We start from the raw sequence: 14,724 nt of genomic DNA, 5'->3' as shown, positions 1-14,724 counted from the left end.
CGTTGCCAATCGGCGCGTTCCCTCTCCGGCGTCCCCCCTCGCGGCACCGCACGCCTCGCGCCACATACGGGCCAGCCACAGTGCCGGTCTGCAAAACGGAGACACAGCATGAACATAAAGAGCCTACTTCTCGGCTCCGCTGCTGCATTTGCAGCAGTTTCCGGCGCCCAGGCCGCCGACGCCATCGTCGCCGCCGAGCCGGAATCCGTGGAATATGTCCGCGTCTGCGACGCGTACGGAACAGGCTACTTCTACATTCCAGGCACGGAAACCTGCCTGAAGATCGGCGGCTATCTGCGCTTCGAAGTCGGCTACGGCTTTGGGGACGGCTATGAGAACAACGGGCCGGGTGGCGCCGGCGGCGAGGACTGGGAAAGCCATACCCGCGCCCATGTGAGCGTCGATGCCAAGAGCGATACCGAATACGGCCCGCTGACCAGTCGCATCGTTCTAGAATCCAACTACTATGGCGGCGGCGGTCCCGCCACGCGTACCACCGAGTTTGTCGGCTGGTCGAATGCCGCCGCCTATGGCACGGACAATACGATCATCGACGAAGCCTATCTGGAACTCGCCGGTATCCGCGCTGGCCGCTTCGCAAGCTGGTGGGACAACGACTTCTCCGGTGAATCCGATCTGATGACCGGTAACGACACCAAATGGAATGCGATCCGCTACGAGTATGACAGCGACAGCTTCAATGCTGGCCTGTCGCTGGATGAACTCCCTGCGGACTTCGACGGAGCCGAGAGAGGTCTCGGCATCGACGCGATGGTCGGCGGCAAGGCTGGAGGGTTCACCTGGCAGGTCTATGGCGGCTATGACGCTGCCATGCAGGATGGCTCCGTCACGGCCCGCATGGGAGCGGAAATCGGCCCCGGCCTGTTCGAGCTTGCCGGCATCTATTCGAGCGGCCCGAATACCTATTACCAGGCAAGCGAATGGTCGATGATCGCGCAATATGCGCTGAAGATCAACGACAAGTTCACCATAACGCCGGAGGCGCAGTATAGCGGCAGGATCCGTGAGGCCGACGATGAATATCACAATGGCAGCATGTGGCGCGGCGGCGTGACGTTCGACTACAAGATCGTCGACGACCTGACACTGCATACGGCTGCGACCTATGTGGCTGAAAATCACGATTTCCCGGGCACCGACGACTCGCATTATGTCGAAGGCTTCGTCCGGCTGGAGCGGGATTTCTGAGCCTGTCCGCATCGATGTGAAATGAGAGACCCGGCACCATGCCGGGTCTTTTGGGCCCCTGCTCAGGTTGCCTGCGGAACCCTTGCGATCACCTTGATCTCGAAATCGAAGCCCGCCAGCCAGTTGACGCCGACGGCAGTCCAGTTCGGATATGGCGGCTCGCCGATGATGCGGTTGCGCACCGCCATGATCGTTTCGAACTGATTTTGCGGGTCGGTGTGGAAGGTCGTGACGTCGATGACGTCATCGAGCGTCGCGCCCGCAGCCTTCAGCACGGCGTTCAGGTTTTCGAAGGCCAGTTCCACCTGACGGGCGAAGTCGGGCTCCGGTGAGCCGTCGGCACGGCTGCCCACCTGCCCCGAGACGAACAGCAGATCACCGGAGCGGATCGCTGCGGAATAGCGGTGTTCGGCATAAAGCGCGTGGCGGCCGGCCGGGAAGATTGCTTCGCGTTTGGTCATGTTCACTCCTGATGACAATAGCGGACCCTCGGGCAGACGCGATCGCCTGCCCGTTCCATTTGCCGTGTTCTCCGGCGAGGTCCGCGCTTCACAATACGGGGCGCAATTGATATACGCTCCGTATGTTTATATATTTGGCATACATTTCGTATGTCAATACACATACGTGGCGTATGTGAACTTCGAGGAGAACGCCGTGGCTGGAAAACGCCGTGCGGAAATGATGGAAGAGACCCGGGCGAAGCTGATCCAGGCGGCCAGAAAGGCCTTTGCGGCAAAGGGTTACGCCGGATCGTCGATGGATGATCTCACCGCGGAAGCGGGGCTGACGCGCGGCGCGCTCTATCACAATTTCGGTGACAAGAAAGGTCTGCTGCAGGCGGTGATCGACCAGATGGATGCCGAAATCCTCCTGCGGATGCGCGCGGCGCATGCCGCCGCGGCCACTCCCTGGGAAGGGTTCATGGCCGAGGCCATCGCCTATATCGAGATGTCGCTGGAGCCCGAGATCCAGCGGATCATGCTGCTCGACGGGCCCGCCGTTCTTGGCGATCCCTCGCAATGGGAAAACCAGAATGCCTGCCTGCGCACGACCGCACAGACGATCCAGGCGCTGATCGACGACGGAACGGTGAACCCAGTGAATGCTGAGGCTGCGGCGCGGCTCGTCAACGGCGCCGCCCTCAATGCCGCCCTGTGGATCGCCGCGGCGGATGACCCGGAAACAGTGCTTGCCAATGTCGTCGATGCCTTCCGCCAGCTGACCGGCGGGTTGCTGAAAACCGCCTAGGCGGCAAAGCGCTGCGACGCTTCCGTTGCGCTCTGTATGAGCGCGTGGAGATATTCGAGCTTGGCAACGACCGGCGGTGACAGCACGAAGGGATAGGCATCCGGCTGCCCCATGCTGCGCTGAATGGCATTGATGGCAACGCTGAGCGGTATCCAGGCGCTGATCAGCTGCCCGGCGCTCTTTGCACGGTAGGGCTGAAAGTCCACCTCCGCCGCCATTTCCTCATGACCACGCGGATCGATGGCGATGCCGAAGGCGCGCGCCGTTTCCAGCGTGTCGACGATGTGGAGATAGTGCGCAAAACACTCGGCGAAATCCTCCCATGGGTGAGAGGCGGCATAGGCGCTGATATAGCTTTCCTGCCATCCGTTAGGAGCGCCATTGGCATAGTGGTTCTGCAGTGCCGCACCATAATCCTGACGCTCGTCGCCGAAGATGGCACGGAAGGCATCAAAGGCGCCGCGGTCACGCACCAGCTTGTTCCAGATGAAGTGGCCGGTCTCATGGCGGAAGTGGCCGAGCAGCGTCCGGTAATTCTCGTCCATGGCGCTGCGGGCGAGTTCGCGCGTCACGTCATCGGCCTCGGCGGCGCGGATGGCGATCAGCCCTTCCTCGTGACCGGTCATCGCCGGAACGACATTGCCGTCGAACTGAACCGTGTCTTCGAGGAAATCGAAGACGAGGCCGCCCTGCGGATCCTGCTCGCGGTCGGGATGCGGCAGATTGAGACGCAACAGCGAATAAAACAGATGGCGCTGCGCCTGGCTGATGCGCCGCCACCGGTCGATGCCGTCCTGCGTGTTGGTGTTGGGGACCAGACGGTTGTGCCTGCAGGCGATGCAGAACGGGTTCTGATCGTCGGAGGCGACAAGCCAGTTGCAGATATCGAGACCGGCATTGGCGCAGAAGCGGACCGTGCGCTCCGGCCGGGCCACTAGCTGCCAGGCGGTCTCGTCACGCGGCTCCAGCGCATGCATCGTCATGTCGCCGGGCAGAAAACCCAGCCGGTGATTGCAGCGAACACATTGGCGATTGTCGAAATGGACGACCTGATCGCAATTGTCGCAGTCGAAAAGCCTCATGGCACTACCCCAAGCATACCGGACGGACTAAAAATGCCTGCCGCGCGGAGGCGCAACAGGCATTGTCATTGAAATCGTTGAAGGATCAGAGCCGATCGACGGCGCCCTTCAGCTTGTCCTTGGCCTTGCCTGCGGCGACCTGGGCCTTGCCCTTACCTTCCTGCACGGCGCCCTTGGCCTGCAGGCTGTGATCGTCGGTGGCCTTGCCGATGGCCTGCTTGGCCTTGCCTGCAATTTCGTTGGTCTTGCCGGAAATCTTGTCGCTGGTGCTACCCATGTGAGATGCCTCCTAAATCGCACCGGGCAGGTTTGCCCGGGTTTGCGGAGAGGAAACGTCGCCTGTCAGATTTCGTTCCGAAGAAATTCAGGCGTGACCGGCATCGGCCGAAAGCATCGCCGCCGTCACACCCATGCCCGCGAGAGCACGCTCATATTTGTCATCGAGGCCTCGGTCGAAGATCAGCGTCTCGTTGGCAGCGCAGGTCAGCCAGCCGTTGTTTCCGACTTCGCTCTCGAGCTGTCCGGCCCCCCAGGAGGAATAGCCGAGCAGCATCGTGGCCCGCTTCGGACCGCCACCCTTGGAGATGGCGCGGACGATATCGAGCGTTGCCGTCAGGCAGATATCATCGCTGACCGGGATACTGGAATCGCTCAGATAATCGTCGGAATGCAGCACGAAACCGCGGCCGCTCTCGACCGGGCCGCCGGTCTGGATCGGGAAATCGCGGGCGAAATCGGGCAGCACGATGGAATCGCTGTCCTTGATCATGTCGAGATGCAGCAGCACATCGGTAAATGTCAGGCTCTGCGGGCGATTGATGACGAAACCCATGGCTCCGGCGTCAGAATGGGCGCAGATATAGACAACCGTGCGCGCAAAATTCCTGTCTTCCATGCCAGGCATGGCAATGAGGAACTGCCCGTCGAAAAAGCCACGTTCCCGTCTGTTCTTCAGCGTCGATAAGGACATAATTCCTCCTGCTGCCAGACCGGTGAAAAGGCCCCGACACTGGAAACATGGGGCAATGTCACAAATCAATCAACCGAAAATGAAGAAATAGACCTGCTGTCCTTGTGGCAGGCTGGTGCAGTTTTCGATAAACCTTTGTTCCATGACGATTATTTCTTTCGCATCCGGCAGCGCCCGGCTCCTCTGTCTTTATGCCGCAGCCTCAGGCTGCCTGGCAGGCACCGCCTGGGCGGAGATGAGCCCCTGGGTCGACAACGAAGGCGGCCGCATGCGGCTGATCGCGCTGCCGCCGGAGCGTGATGGAACGGTTCATGGCGGCCTGCAGATCGAGCCGAAAGCCGGCTGGATCACCTATTGGCGGGAACCCGGAAACAGCGGTATTCCGCCGCAGATCAGCGTTGCGCCCGGAAGCGGCATGACGCTGACGGAGGTGCGCTATCCGGTGCCGAAGCATATCAATGACGGCAAGGTCGACGACATCGCCTATGACGCGCCCGTCATCCTGCCGCTGACATTCAAGGCGGAAGACCAAGCCGCCGAAATCAAGGCGACAGCCTTCATCGGCATCTGCAAGGATCTCTGCGTGCCCTTCCAGGCGGCGTTTTCGCTGCCGCTGTCGAGTGCGAAGCAATCGCGGCCGGAGGAGGAAGCGTTGCTGAAGACGGCGGAGGCATCGCTGCCGGAAGCAGCATCCGCGGATTTCAAGGTGGTGTCGCACAGGCTTTCGCCCGACATGAAGGAACTCTGGCTCGACATCGCGCTGCCCGGCGGCGGCGACACGGCGCCGGCGGTGATCGTTACCGGGCCAAGCGGCTATGTCTTCACCAAGCAACTGATGAGCAAGCGCGACGGCAAGACCTTCTCGACCTCCGTGGCGATCGGCAAGCTGCCGAAGAACTACAGCATTTCGGGCAAGCGCTGGAGTGCGCTCGTCATCGACGGCGATCGCGCCATGGAGACACCGCTTGCCTTTGAATGAGCGGCTTTTATAGTCGCCGCCAGCCTGCGGCCTGTGCCGCTTGATCATCCGAACGAGGAGAGTTTCATGACCATCGCAATCGGCGACAGCCTTCCGGCCGCCACCTTCAAGGAAAAGACATCGGACGGCCCGGTCGAGACCTCGACCGAACAGCTGTTCAAGGGCAAGCGGGTCGTGCTCTTCGCCGTTCCCGGCGCCTTCACCCCCACCTGCTCGCTGAACCATCTGCCGGGCTATCTCGAAAACCGCGATACGATTCTCGGCAAGGGCGTCGACGACATCGCCGTGGTCGCCGTCAACGACTGGCACGTGATGGGGGCCTGGGCGCAGCAATCCGGCGGCCTCGGCAAGATCCACTTCCTGGCAGACTGGGATGCTGGTTTCACCAAGGCACTCGGCCTGGAAGCCGACCTCTCCGCCGGTGGCCTCGGCGTACGCTCGAAGCGCTATTCGATGCTTATCGAGGATGGTGTCGTGAAGTCGCTGAACGTCGAGGAAAGCCCCGGCCAGGCGACGGTCTCGGGCGCGGCTGCGATGATCGAGCAGCTTTAAGCTATTTCAGTTGGCGGCGGGCAGGTTCCGCCGCTTTCTTTTTTGAAGGCCGAGCCACTTACCCTATTCCCTCCCACGCGGGGATGCGACCTCTGGCACGACATATCCCTCATGCCTGTACTCGTCACAGGCATCCAGCAAGCCCAAGGGCTGAAAAGAGCCTCCCCACCGCGCCGACGCGGCGACTGGATTCCTGTGACGAGCACAGGAATGAGGGAGGATAGTAGCGAATATCCGGTTACCCTTGAGCCCTCAGGTCGGCGATCCGAGTTTCCAACGCAACACCTAGCTCTTCGTCGCCGATGTCTCCGCCTGCTGCGATGGAAGCCTCGATGACATCGCGCAGCTTTTTCAGCTTCGCTTCCTCTGAGCGACGAGGCTCAATCCTACGGTGACGACCTGTTCGGCTGACTGGTAGCGCCCCTCGGTGACCAATCTCTCGACGAAATCTTCCCACTGCTTTTCGATCGATACCTTCATGGCGAAGCTCCCTTTCTGACAGGCTAATAGAAAGTCGTTGGCGCCGCGCCCTCCCGCTTGCATCCGCCGTGCTTTTGCCATATTCGTTATAACATAACTGTTACGTTATTACATTTTAGAGAGCACTTCGATGCCCCGCCCCTTTCCCAACCTGCTCCGGCAATCCGCTACCGTGCGTGCCGGTTTCGTTTTGTTGATGATCGCCGCGCTGTGGCTGGCGATCCATTGGGCGGTGATCCTGCCGTGAGTGCCGTTCTCATCGAGCTCGATAACCTCACAGTCAGCTACGACCGGCATCCAGCGGTGCATCATGTTTCCGGCAGCCTTCGCGAGGGCAGCCTGACGGCGATTGCCGGGCCGAATGGGGCGGGTAAATCGACGCTCCTGAAGGCGCTCATCGGCGAGATCAGGCCGGCGGCGGGGCAGATTCGTCACCGGCTGGCGCGGCTCGATTTCGGCTATCTGCCGCAGGCTGCCGATATCAACCGGCGCTTTCCGATCTCGGTTCTGGATACGGTGATGCTGGGCGCCTGGCGGCAGGCCGGGGCCTTCGGACGGGTAGCCGCGAACGAGCTGCAGAAGGCGCTCGAGGCGCTGTCGGCCGTCGGGCTCGAAGGTTTCGAGAACCGGCATATCGGCGCGCTGTCCGCCGGGCAGTTCCAGCGCGTGCTGTTTGCCCGGCTGCTGCTTCAGGACGCCAAGGTTATCCTGCTCGACGAACCATTCACGGCGATCGACGCGCGCACCACCCGGGACCTTCTCGACATTGTGGCGCGCTGGCATGGCGACGGGCGGACGGTCATCGCGGTGTTGCACGATTTCGAGCAGGTTCGGGCACATTTCCCCGAGACGATGCTGATCGCCCGCGAGCTGATCGGCTGGGGGCCGACCCCGGAGGTGATGTCGGCAGCGAACCTGATGACGGCGCGGGCGATGGCCGAGCGCTGGGACGAGGACGCCGCGATCTGCGGGCCCGCCGCATGACCGCCTACGATATCTTTCTGGCACCTTTCGCCGATTACGGTTTCATGCGCCGCGCGCTCGTCGCCTGCCTCTGCCTCGGGCTCGGCTCCGGGCCGATCGGCGTGTTCCTGATGCTCCGGCGCATGAGCCTTGTCGGCGATGCGATGAGCCATGCGGTGCTGCCGGGGGCGGCGATCGGCTATCTCGTTGCCGGGTCCCTGTCGCTCACGGCGATGGGCATCGGCGGGCTCGTCGCCGGGCTTTCGGTGGCACTGCTTTCGGGCGTCGTCAGCCGCGTGACGGTGCTGCAGGAGGATGCCAGTTTTGCGAGCTTCTACCTGATTTCGCTGGCGCTCGGCGTGCTCATCGTCTCGCTGCGCGGCTCGAACATCGATCTGCTGCATGTGCTGTTCGGCACGATCCTGGCGATCGACACCCCTGCCCTGACGCAAATCGGTGCGATCACGTCGGTGACGCTGCTCGCGCTTGCTATCATCTACCGGCCGCTGGTCGCCGAGTGTTTCGATCCAGGCTATCTGCGCGCCGTCGGCGGACGCGGCTTGCTCTATCACTTCCTGTTTCTGCTGCTTGTGGTGCTCAATCTCGTTGCGAGCTTCCAGGCACTCGGCACACTGATGGCAGTCGGGCTGATGATGCTGCCGGCGGCGATCGCGCAGCTCTGGTCGCGCAGCCTGCCCCGGATGATGACCATTGCCGCGGTCAGCGCCACGGCATCCGGCTATCTCGGCCTTGTCGCCTCCTACCATCTCGAACTCGCCTCGGGGCCGACGATCATCATGACAGCGGCTGGCTTCTACGCGCTTTCGATCTTCTTCGCACCTTCCGGCCTTGCCCGGCGCTATTTCCCCCGCCCGCATCTCAAGGGCTGAACCAAGGAGACCATCATGAGATCCAAAACCCTGCTTCTGTCAGCCGCATTGCCCGCGCTGATTGCCGCTTCGGCGATGCCGGCCTCGGCGGAAACGCTGAAGACCGTTGCCTCCTTCACCGTGCTTGCCGACGTCGTCAAACAGGTCGGCGGCGATCATGTGACAGTCACCAGCCTGGTCGGCCCGAATGGCGACCCCCATGAGTTCGAACCCTCGCCTGCCGATGCCAAGCACCTGAAGGCAGCACAGGTCACCTTCGTCAGCGGCGAGGGCCTGGAAGGCTGGATGGACCGGCTGATCACCGCCTCCGGCTACAAGGGCACGCCGGTGACCGTCTCGGAAGGCATCGACACCCGCACCATGGAAGAGGACGGCAAGACCGTGACCGATCCGCATGTGTGGAACAGTCCGGTCAACGTGAAGATCTGGGTAAAGAACATCGAAAAGGCGCTATCGGATGCCGATCCTGCCGATGCCGCAGCCTTCAAGGCCAATGCCGAGCGCTACACCAGGACGCTGGACGAGCTGAACAGCTATGCGCATGCGAAGTTCGACGCGATGCCTGAAGACCGGCGCAAGGTGCTGACCAGCCACGACGCCTTCGGCTATTTCGGCCGCGAATACAAGGTGAGCTTCCTGGCACCGCTCGGCGTCTCCACCGAAACAGAAGCGTCGGCCGCCGACGTTGCCAAGCTGATCGAACAGATCAAGACCGAGCATGTGAAGACGTATTTCTTCGAGAACTCCAACGATCCGCGTCTCGTCAAGCAGGTGGCCAAGGCAACCGGCGCAGAGCCGGGCGGCGAGCTCTATGTCGAGTCTCTCTCTGACGCCAAGGGACCAGCTCCGACCTACGAGAAGATGTTCCGCTACAATGTCGACCAGATCACCGCGGCGATCGCAAAGTCGAGCTGAGGAGCTTGGGCCGCGGAGCAATCCGCGGCCTTTCCTTTCAGATATTCAGATCGAAGACCAGCAGGCCGCCAAGGCCGCCGTCGACGGATTCGACGATGCGCTGGCCGACCGTCACATGCTCCGGATGGATGAGATAGGCATCGCGCGCCTCCGGGCTCTCGAATGTCACGGCAAAGCCATCGACAAAGCCGCCATGCAGCCCTTCCGGCGAGACGTTCGGCCCATGCTGGATGTCGATGATCCCGGGAATGACCTGCTTCAGCGCCACGACCGATTCGAACAGAGCCTGCTTCTCCTCGGCCGTCATCGCGGCCTTCAGCCGCAAGAATACGCAATGCAGGATCATATGGTGGCCTCCCTGTTTTCGTTGCGGCCAGAATAGTGGGAAAGCCACCGAGGGCAACCCCGTGCGGCACAAAGGCCAGCCATAGGCCCCCGCTTGCAGATTAACGGCATAAAAACACGCCAAGCGGGCGCCAAAACGGCCCGCTCCATCGCTGGATACATTTATTAGCGATAGCTTGTTAACCATGGCCGGGGGGCGCAAAATGCGGCCCCGGCGGGGACGGGGCTTCCTGCCGCAGGGAGGACATCATGGACGACTTGAACCTCACGACCCTGCAACGGGGCCAAACCAGGGTGAAGGGCAGTACCATAGAGGCGTTCGCCGCCGCATTGCGCGGGCGGCTGATCACCAAGGACGATGCCGACTACGACGAGGCGCGGACGATCTGGAACAGCATGATCGACCGGCGTCCAGCAATGATCGTGCGCTGTGCCGGTGCTGGTGATGCCGTCAAGGCGGTGCGTTTTGCGCACGACAACGGCCTGCTTCTGGCGATCCGCGGCGGCGGCCACAACATTGCCGGCAACGCGATCTGCGATGGCGGCGTCGTCATCGACCTGTCGGGAATGCGATCCGTCTGGGTCGATCCCGCGACACGGCGCATGCGGGTCGAGCCCGGTGCGACACTGGCCGATGTCGATGCGGAGACACAGGCCTTCGGGCTTATTCTGCCGACCGGCATCAACTCCACGACAGGCATTGCCGGGCTGACGCTCGGCGGCGGTTTCGGCTGGACCACCCGGAAGTTCGGGTTGACGCTCGACAATCTGATCTCGGTGGATGTCGTGACCGCGGCAGGCGAACTGAAACGCGTCAGCGAAAAGGAAGAGCCGGAGCTGTTCTGGGCGCTGCGCGGTGGCGGCGGCAATTTCGGCGTTGTCACCTCGTTCGAATTCCGGCTGCACGATCTGCCCGGAGAGGTGCTGGCGGGGCTCGTCGTCCATCCTTTCGCCGATGCGGAGATGGTGCTCAAGCAATACCGCCAACAGTTGGAAACGGCGCCTGACGAGCTGACCTGCTGGGCCGTGATGCGCAAGGCGCCACCGCTGCCATTCCTGCCTGCCGAGTGGCATGGCAAGGAGGTGCTGGTGCTTGCCATGTGCTATTGCGGCAATCTGCAGGCCGGTGAGACGGCGACCGCCGGGTTGCGGTCGATCGGCAAGCCGATTGCCGATGTTGTTGGACCGGCGCCTTTCGCCGCCTGGCAGCAGGCCTTCGATCCGCTTCTGACGCCCGGAGCGCGCAATTACTGGAAGAGCCAGGATTTTGCGCGGCTTTCCGATCCTGCCATCTCCGTGCTGCTCGATGCGGTGCGCAAGCTGCCAGGGCCGGAATGCGAGATCTTCATCGGCCATGTCGGCGGCGCGGCAGGACGGATCGGCCACGACGCCACGGCCTTCCCGCAGCGCAGCTCGCATTTCGTGATGAACGTCCACGCACGCTGGCGGGAAAAGGCGATGGACCAGACCTGTATCGGGTGGGCAAAGGGTCTCTTCGAGGCAACGAGGCCGCATGCGATCGGCACGGCCTATATCAATTTCATGCCAGAAGACGAGGCCGATCGCGTGGAAGCGGCTTATGGCATGAACTACCAGCGTCTCGCGGAAATCAAGAGACGCTATGATCCGCAGAATCTCTTCCGGATGAACCAGAATGTGAAACCTCTGGCGGAGATGCGGGCGGCCAGCTGAGGCGCGCTGGCGGCAGGTGCGCCCGAAACACACGGCTGGCGGAAGCGAACCGCCAGCCGCTTAAGCTTTGGGTAGCGCGAAGGGCCAGTCGATGACGCCGCCTGCATAAAGCGCCCACCAGACGAGGACCGGCTGAAAAGCGAGTCTCGGCAAGTGATAGAGCCAGGCGTAGATGCTTGCGTCCACCGCCGACAATCCATCGATCGCATGCTTGATATTGGCGGGGTAGACGCAGACCGCGTAGGCGGCGAGCGCAATGCCCGCGGCAGCGCGATAGGGCGACGACAGCAGGCCGGCGGCGCCCGCGACCTCGCACGCGCCCGTCACGAAAATCACAGAGGCTGGAAACGGCACCAGGGCTGGCATGATCCGCAGAAATGGCCCCGGCAGCAGCATGTGCAGGATACCGGCGATCAGATAGATCGCCGACAGCACGACACGCCACCAGAATCTCGGTTCCAAGGATGGCTCAAGCCAGGTTCCTGCATGCACAGCCATCTCATCCTCGGATCGTCGCTCAATAAAGGTCGATACGAAGGCCGGCGGCTTCTGGATGTGTCCGTTTGGAACACGGCCGTTTCAGGCGTTTAAGTTTGACGCATGATTTTCTTATGTAGCCATCCCTAAGTTAAACCCGTTGAAAGGAAAAAGCCTTAGAAATGCGGGGATTGGCGCGTCTGGGTTCACTTGTACTGTATGAATACAACCTGGCAAATACTAACGGGCAATCTTGCCATCGTTGCATTGGTGATCTCGGTCTGGGCTCACATCTATTTCCGATTCCGTCAGCTCAGCGATCTGCATACCAAGCTCGCCTTCGGCGCCGTCATGGGGGCCGGAACGATGGCCTCTATGATGATGTCGGTGCCGCTGAGCAACGGCGTGTTCATCGACCTGCGCTATTCGCTGGTGGCGATATCGGCTCTGTTCGGCGGCGCACCTTCGGCCATTCTGACGATCCCGATGGCTGTCGCCTTCCGGCTCTACATGGGTGGGGCGGGTGCGGTTGACGGAGTGATCAGCATTGCATGCGCCGGTGCGGTCTCGCTGACGCTGCGCATATTGCAGAAGCGGCGTAAGGCGAAGCTCAGCGATATCTTCATCCTTGGTGCCACCGTCTCGCTGACGCTGCTGGCGACGATGCTGATCCTGCCCAATCAGGTCAGCGCCATGACGCTGCAGCTCGTCGGCATTCCCGCCATCGTGCTGAATTTCGGCGCCATCGCCGTTGCCGGTTCGCTGCTCCTGCAATTCGAGAACATGGCGCAGGACCGTGATCTTCTGACCGCGGCGCTGACGCAGACGCCGGATTTCCAATACGTCAAGAACCGCGATAGCGTCTTCGTCGTGGTCAATCGCAATGTCGCCGAGCACCACCATTTCAGCTCGCCGGAAGCGATGATCGGCACCACGGATTTCCACATCGCCACACAACGCCGCGCCGAAGTGCTGTTTGCCGAAGAACAGGACCTGATGCGCCGGGGCGAAGCGCAGATCAACAAGATCGAATCCCTAATGCAAGGCGAGCGGGAACACTGGTTCCGCACCTCGAAAGTGCCGCTGCGCGACCGCGACGGCGTCATCATCGGGCTTGCCGGCGTCACCCGCGACATTACAGAGGAGCGCCGCATCGAGCGGGAGCTGCGCGACAACCGCAACATGTTGTCGCATGCGATGTCCGGCATGTCGGATGGGTTTGCGATGTATGATCCGCAGGGCAAGCTTGTTTATGCCAACCCGCAATATTCCAACCTCTTCCCGCTCTCAGGCGTCGTGCGCGTCGCCGGTTACAATATCCGCGATATCCTGCGGAAGGCCATCGAGACGCAGGAGCGCCGCAACTTTCCCGTTGCCGTCGATGAGCAATGGATCGAGACCGCCGCGCGCGACCTGCACCGCGACAAGGACGAGGAAATCGACCTCTATGACGGCCGATGGCTGAGCCTGCGCACGCGCATGACGGCCGATGGCATGGCGCTTGTGGTTGTTTCCGACGTAACAGCGATGAAGCAGGCCGAGCATTCGCTGCGTGCCGTTGCCGACCGGATGAAGAGCCTCGCCGAAACCGACGGCCTGACGGGCATCGTCAACCGCCGCGCCTTCGACGAAGCCCTGGCGCTCGCGCTCGCCCGCAGTGTTCGCGAGCGCACGCCGCTCAGCCTGCTGATGATCGATGTCGACCGCTTCAAAGCCTATAACGACACCTATGGCCATCTGGCCGGCGACGAATGCCTGAAGGCGGTGACCGACTGCCTGCGCAAAGCGGCAAGACGCGACACCGATATTGTTGCCCGTTTCGGCGGCGAGGAGTTCGTGGTGCTGATGCCGGAGGCCGACGAGGCCGATGCCTGCCGCGTCGCCGGACAGTTCCGCGATGCGCTGCACGCGCTGAACCTGCCGCATACCGGCAGCGAATTCACCCGGGTGACGGCGAGCGTCGGCGTTGCCGTCAAGCAGAGCCGCGGCCGGGCGACGACACCCTCCGAATTCATGCAGCATGCCGACGAGGCGCTTTACGATGCCAAGCGCGGTGGGCGTGATCGGGTATCGATCTGGGAGCCGGCGAGCAGCACGCGTGCCGTAAACGGCTAGCCGATATCCAGCATCAAGGCGCAGTGATCGGACACTTCGAGCGTGCGGACGACCTCGAAGCGGGTGACCTCGACATCTGCCGAGACCAGCATGTAGTCAGCAAACTTCCCCTCTTTCGGATAGAGAGACGTTCGCGTGCCCTCAAAGCCGCGGGACGTCACGAAATCGGTTAGGCCCAGCCTGCCGAGGATCCCGAACGTGGCGCTATCAGGCAGGACATTGAAGTCGCCGCAGACAACGAGCGGATCGCCCTGCCGGTGGATGCGGCCGATCAGCGCCACCAGGGCTTCGGCCTGTGCGATCCTTTCAGGCGTGTCGCCTTTGCCCGCCATGTCGCGCAGGCCGTGCAGCTGCGCGATGGTCACGGTGCGGCCCGTGGCATAGTCGAACAGCCTGACGACATGGGCGTTGCGCGCCCGTGGATGGGTGCCGTATCCATCCGGCGAGAAACGGCCATGGACGAAATCCGCCGCCTGGCCGGTGATCGCCAGGGAGCGGTGGATGAAAGTGGCAAGGCCGAATTCCGAGGTGACGGCGCGATCGCCATCGAACAGCTCGCCGCGCGTTGACGGGGCGAAAAAGCCGTCATGCTCAGGAAGAACGGTCTTCAGATCATCGAAGAGATTGGGACGCTGCGGAAGGATATGGCTGCCGTCGCGATATTCCAGCCAGTCCGCCGTGACACCTGACGAGCGGGTGATTTCCTGCAGACAGAGCACGTCCGCACCCGCGGTGGCGAGATACTCAATCAGCGGCTGGTAGATCTTGCCGCCCCAGGCATTCAACGAGATGATCCGCACGATG

General features: G+C 62.1%; 17 protein-coding genes. 9 read left to right on the top strand and 8 right to left on the bottom strand.

Annotated elements, in window-relative coordinates:
• The first annotated feature begins 108 nt into the window (after positions 1-108).
• A complete protein-coding gene (locus tag AC1DIJ_RS12950; RefSeq protein WP_112386431.1) occupies positions 109-1,209 on the top strand; it encodes a porin in 1,101 nt (366 codons plus the stop codon).
• 62 nt (positions 1,210-1,271) lie between these two features.
• Here AC1DIJ_RS12950 and AC1DIJ_RS12945 read toward each other — a convergent pair whose 3' ends face one another.
• The gene (locus tag AC1DIJ_RS12945) at positions 1,272-1,670 is read right to left on the bottom strand and encodes a RidA family protein (RefSeq protein WP_112386432.1); all 399 of its coding nucleotides are present in this window, start codon (positions 1,668-1,670) and stop codon (positions 1,272-1,274) included.
• Between the two features lie 196 nt (positions 1,671-1,866).
• On the opposite strand from AC1DIJ_RS12945, the gene AC1DIJ_RS12940 reads away from it, so the two are divergent.
• Positions 1,867-2,460, top strand: coding sequence for a TetR/AcrR family transcriptional regulator (locus AC1DIJ_RS12940; RefSeq protein ID WP_477831416.1), 594 nt, complete (start codon positions 1,867-1,869; stop codon positions 2,458-2,460).
• Here the strand turns inward: AC1DIJ_RS12940 and AC1DIJ_RS12935 are convergent.
• The 3 genes from AC1DIJ_RS12935 to AC1DIJ_RS12925 all read right to left on the bottom strand — a co-directional run bounded on the left by AC1DIJ_RS12935 (position 2,457) and on the right by AC1DIJ_RS12925 (position 4,512).
• Positions 2,457-3,542, bottom strand: a complete 1,086-nt coding sequence (locus AC1DIJ_RS12935) for a putative zinc-binding metallopeptidase (RefSeq protein ID WP_112386434.1) — start codon at positions 3,540-3,542, stop codon at positions 2,457-2,459. The two genes, AC1DIJ_RS12940 and AC1DIJ_RS12935, sit on opposite strands and share 4 nt — an antisense overlap.
• Positions 3,543-3,627: 85 nt before the next feature.
• A complete protein-coding gene (locus AC1DIJ_RS12930; RefSeq protein ID WP_112386435.1) occupies positions 3,628-3,819 on the bottom strand; it encodes a CsbD family protein in 192 nt (63 codons plus the stop codon).
• Positions 3,820-3,906: 87 nt separating this feature from the next.
• The gene (locus AC1DIJ_RS12925) at positions 3,907-4,512 is read right to left on the bottom strand and encodes a YqgE/AlgH family protein (protein ID WP_112386436.1); all 606 of its coding nucleotides are present in this window, start codon (positions 4,510-4,512) and stop codon (positions 3,907-3,909) included.
• 142 nt (positions 4,513-4,654) lie between these two features.
• Between AC1DIJ_RS12925 and AC1DIJ_RS12920 the strand changes: the two genes are divergently transcribed.
• Together AC1DIJ_RS12920 and AC1DIJ_RS12915 are read left to right on the top strand one after the other, a co-directional pair.
• Complete coding sequence (locus AC1DIJ_RS12920) at positions 4,655-5,491, top strand: protein-disulfide reductase DsbD domain-containing protein (RefSeq protein ID WP_112386437.1); 837 nt, start codon at positions 4,655-4,657, stop codon at positions 5,489-5,491.
• A 66-nt stretch (positions 5,492-5,557) separates the two neighbouring features.
• Entirely contained in the window at positions 5,558-6,043 is a 486-nt protein-coding gene (locus AC1DIJ_RS12915; protein ID WP_112386438.1) for a peroxiredoxin, read from the top strand.
• 351 nt (positions 6,044-6,394) lie between these two features.
• Here AC1DIJ_RS12915 and AC1DIJ_RS12910 read toward each other — a convergent pair whose 3' ends face one another.
• Entirely contained in the window at positions 6,395-6,523 is a 129-nt protein-coding gene (locus AC1DIJ_RS12910; RefSeq protein ID WP_477831415.1) for a hypothetical protein, read from the bottom strand.
• A gap of 243 nt (positions 6,524-6,766) precedes the next feature.
• On the opposite strand from AC1DIJ_RS12910, the gene AC1DIJ_RS12905 reads away from it, so the two are divergent.
• From AC1DIJ_RS12905 to AC1DIJ_RS12895, 3 genes are read left to right on the top strand one after another with little or no spacing between them, the layout of a single operon-like run.
• Positions 6,767-7,507, top strand: a complete 741-nt coding sequence (locus AC1DIJ_RS12905; RefSeq protein WP_112386515.1) for an ABC transporter ATP-binding protein — start codon at positions 6,767-6,769, stop codon at positions 7,505-7,507.
• Positions 7,504-8,376 (top strand): metal ABC transporter permease, encoded by an 873-nt coding sequence (locus AC1DIJ_RS12900; RefSeq protein WP_112386439.1) that lies wholly within the window; start codon positions 7,504-7,506, stop codon positions 8,374-8,376. The genes AC1DIJ_RS12905 and AC1DIJ_RS12900 overlap by 4 nt, the downstream gene beginning before the upstream one ends.
• 15 nt (positions 8,377-8,391) lie before the next feature.
• Positions 8,392-9,291 (top strand): metal ABC transporter solute-binding protein, Zn/Mn family, encoded by a 900-nt coding sequence (locus AC1DIJ_RS12895; protein ID WP_112386440.1) that lies wholly within the window; start codon positions 8,392-8,394, stop codon positions 9,289-9,291.
• Between the two features lie 37 nt (positions 9,292-9,328).
• Here the strand turns inward: AC1DIJ_RS12895 and AC1DIJ_RS12890 are convergent, their stop codons facing one another.
• Positions 9,329-9,637, bottom strand: a complete 309-nt coding sequence (locus tag AC1DIJ_RS12890; RefSeq protein ID WP_112386441.1) for a Dabb family protein — start codon at positions 9,635-9,637, stop codon at positions 9,329-9,331.
• A 248-nt stretch (positions 9,638-9,885) separates the two neighbouring features.
• On the opposite strand from AC1DIJ_RS12890, the gene AC1DIJ_RS12885 reads away from it, so the two are divergent.
• Entirely contained in the window at positions 9,886-11,328 is a 1,443-nt protein-coding gene (locus tag AC1DIJ_RS12885; RefSeq protein WP_112386442.1) for an FAD-binding oxidoreductase, read from the top strand.
• Positions 11,329-11,388: 60 nt separating this feature from the next.
• Here the strand turns inward: AC1DIJ_RS12885 and AC1DIJ_RS12880 are convergent, their stop codons facing one another.
• The gene (locus tag AC1DIJ_RS12880; protein WP_477831414.1) at positions 11,389-11,790 is read right to left on the bottom strand and encodes a DoxX family protein; all 402 of its coding nucleotides are present in this window, start codon (positions 11,788-11,790) and stop codon (positions 11,389-11,391) included.
• Between the two features lie 234 nt (positions 11,791-12,024).
• On the opposite strand from AC1DIJ_RS12880, the gene AC1DIJ_RS12875 reads away from it, so the two are divergent.
• The gene (locus AC1DIJ_RS12875) at positions 12,025-13,920 is read left to right on the top strand and encodes a diguanylate cyclase (protein ID WP_112386444.1); all 1,896 of its coding nucleotides are present in this window, start codon (positions 12,025-12,027) and stop codon (positions 13,918-13,920) included.
• Here the strand turns inward: AC1DIJ_RS12875 and AC1DIJ_RS12870 are convergent.
• On the bottom strand, positions 13,917-14,720 hold the full coding sequence (locus AC1DIJ_RS12870) for an endonuclease/exonuclease/phosphatase family protein (protein ID WP_112386445.1): 804 nt from the start codon (positions 14,718-14,720) through the stop codon (positions 13,917-13,919). The genes AC1DIJ_RS12875 and AC1DIJ_RS12870 overlap by 4 nt on opposite strands.
• Between the last annotated feature and the right edge of the window lie 4 nt (positions 14,721-14,724).

Source organism: Rhizobium sp. 10N427, assembly GCF_056394605.1.
The sequence above is the reverse complement of the archived record's forward strand: the minus strand, read 5'-3'. Positions and strand labels throughout refer to the sequence as shown.

Coding starts and splice junctions, on each gene's coding strand:
- AC1DIJ_RS12900 (WP_112386439.1), top strand. CDS start 7,504: ATGACCGCCTACGATATCTTTCTGGCACCTTTCGCCGATTACGGTTTC.
- AC1DIJ_RS12950 (WP_112386431.1), top strand. CDS start 109: ATGAACATAAAGAGCCTACTTCTCGGCTCCGCTGCTGCATTTGCAGCA.
- AC1DIJ_RS12885 (WP_112386442.1), top strand. CDS start 9,886: ATGGACGACTTGAACCTCACGACCCTGCAACGGGGCCAAACCAGGGTG.
- AC1DIJ_RS12890 (WP_112386441.1), bottom strand. CDS start 9,637: ATGATCCTGCATTGCGTATTCTTGCGGCTGAAGGCCGCGATGACGGCC.
- AC1DIJ_RS12920 (WP_112386437.1), top strand. CDS start 4,655: ATGACGATTATTTCTTTCGCATCCGGCAGCGCCCGGCTCCTCTGTCTT.
- AC1DIJ_RS12930 (WP_112386435.1), bottom strand. CDS start 3,819: ATGGGTAGCACCAGCGACAAGATTTCCGGCAAGACCAACGAAATTGCA.
- AC1DIJ_RS12910 (WP_477831415.1), bottom strand. CDS start 6,523: ATGAAGGTATCGATCGAAAAGCAGTGGGAAGATTTCGTCGAGAGATTG.
- AC1DIJ_RS12935 (WP_112386434.1), bottom strand. CDS start 3,542: ATGAGGCTTTTCGACTGCGACAATTGCGATCAGGTCGTCCATTTCGAC.
- AC1DIJ_RS12895 (WP_112386440.1), top strand. CDS start 8,392: ATGAGATCCAAAACCCTGCTTCTGTCAGCCGCATTGCCCGCGCTGATT.
- AC1DIJ_RS12915 (WP_112386438.1), top strand. CDS start 5,558: ATGACCATCGCAATCGGCGACAGCCTTCCGGCCGCCACCTTCAAGGAA.
- AC1DIJ_RS12925 (WP_112386436.1), bottom strand. CDS start 4,512: ATGTCCTTATCGACGCTGAAGAACAGACGGGAACGTGGCTTTTTCGAC.
- AC1DIJ_RS12945 (WP_112386432.1), bottom strand. CDS start 1,670: ATGACCAAACGCGAAGCAATCTTCCCGGCCGGCCGCCACGCGCTTTAT.
- AC1DIJ_RS12875 (WP_112386444.1), top strand. CDS start 12,025: ATGAATACAACCTGGCAAATACTAACGGGCAATCTTGCCATCGTTGCA.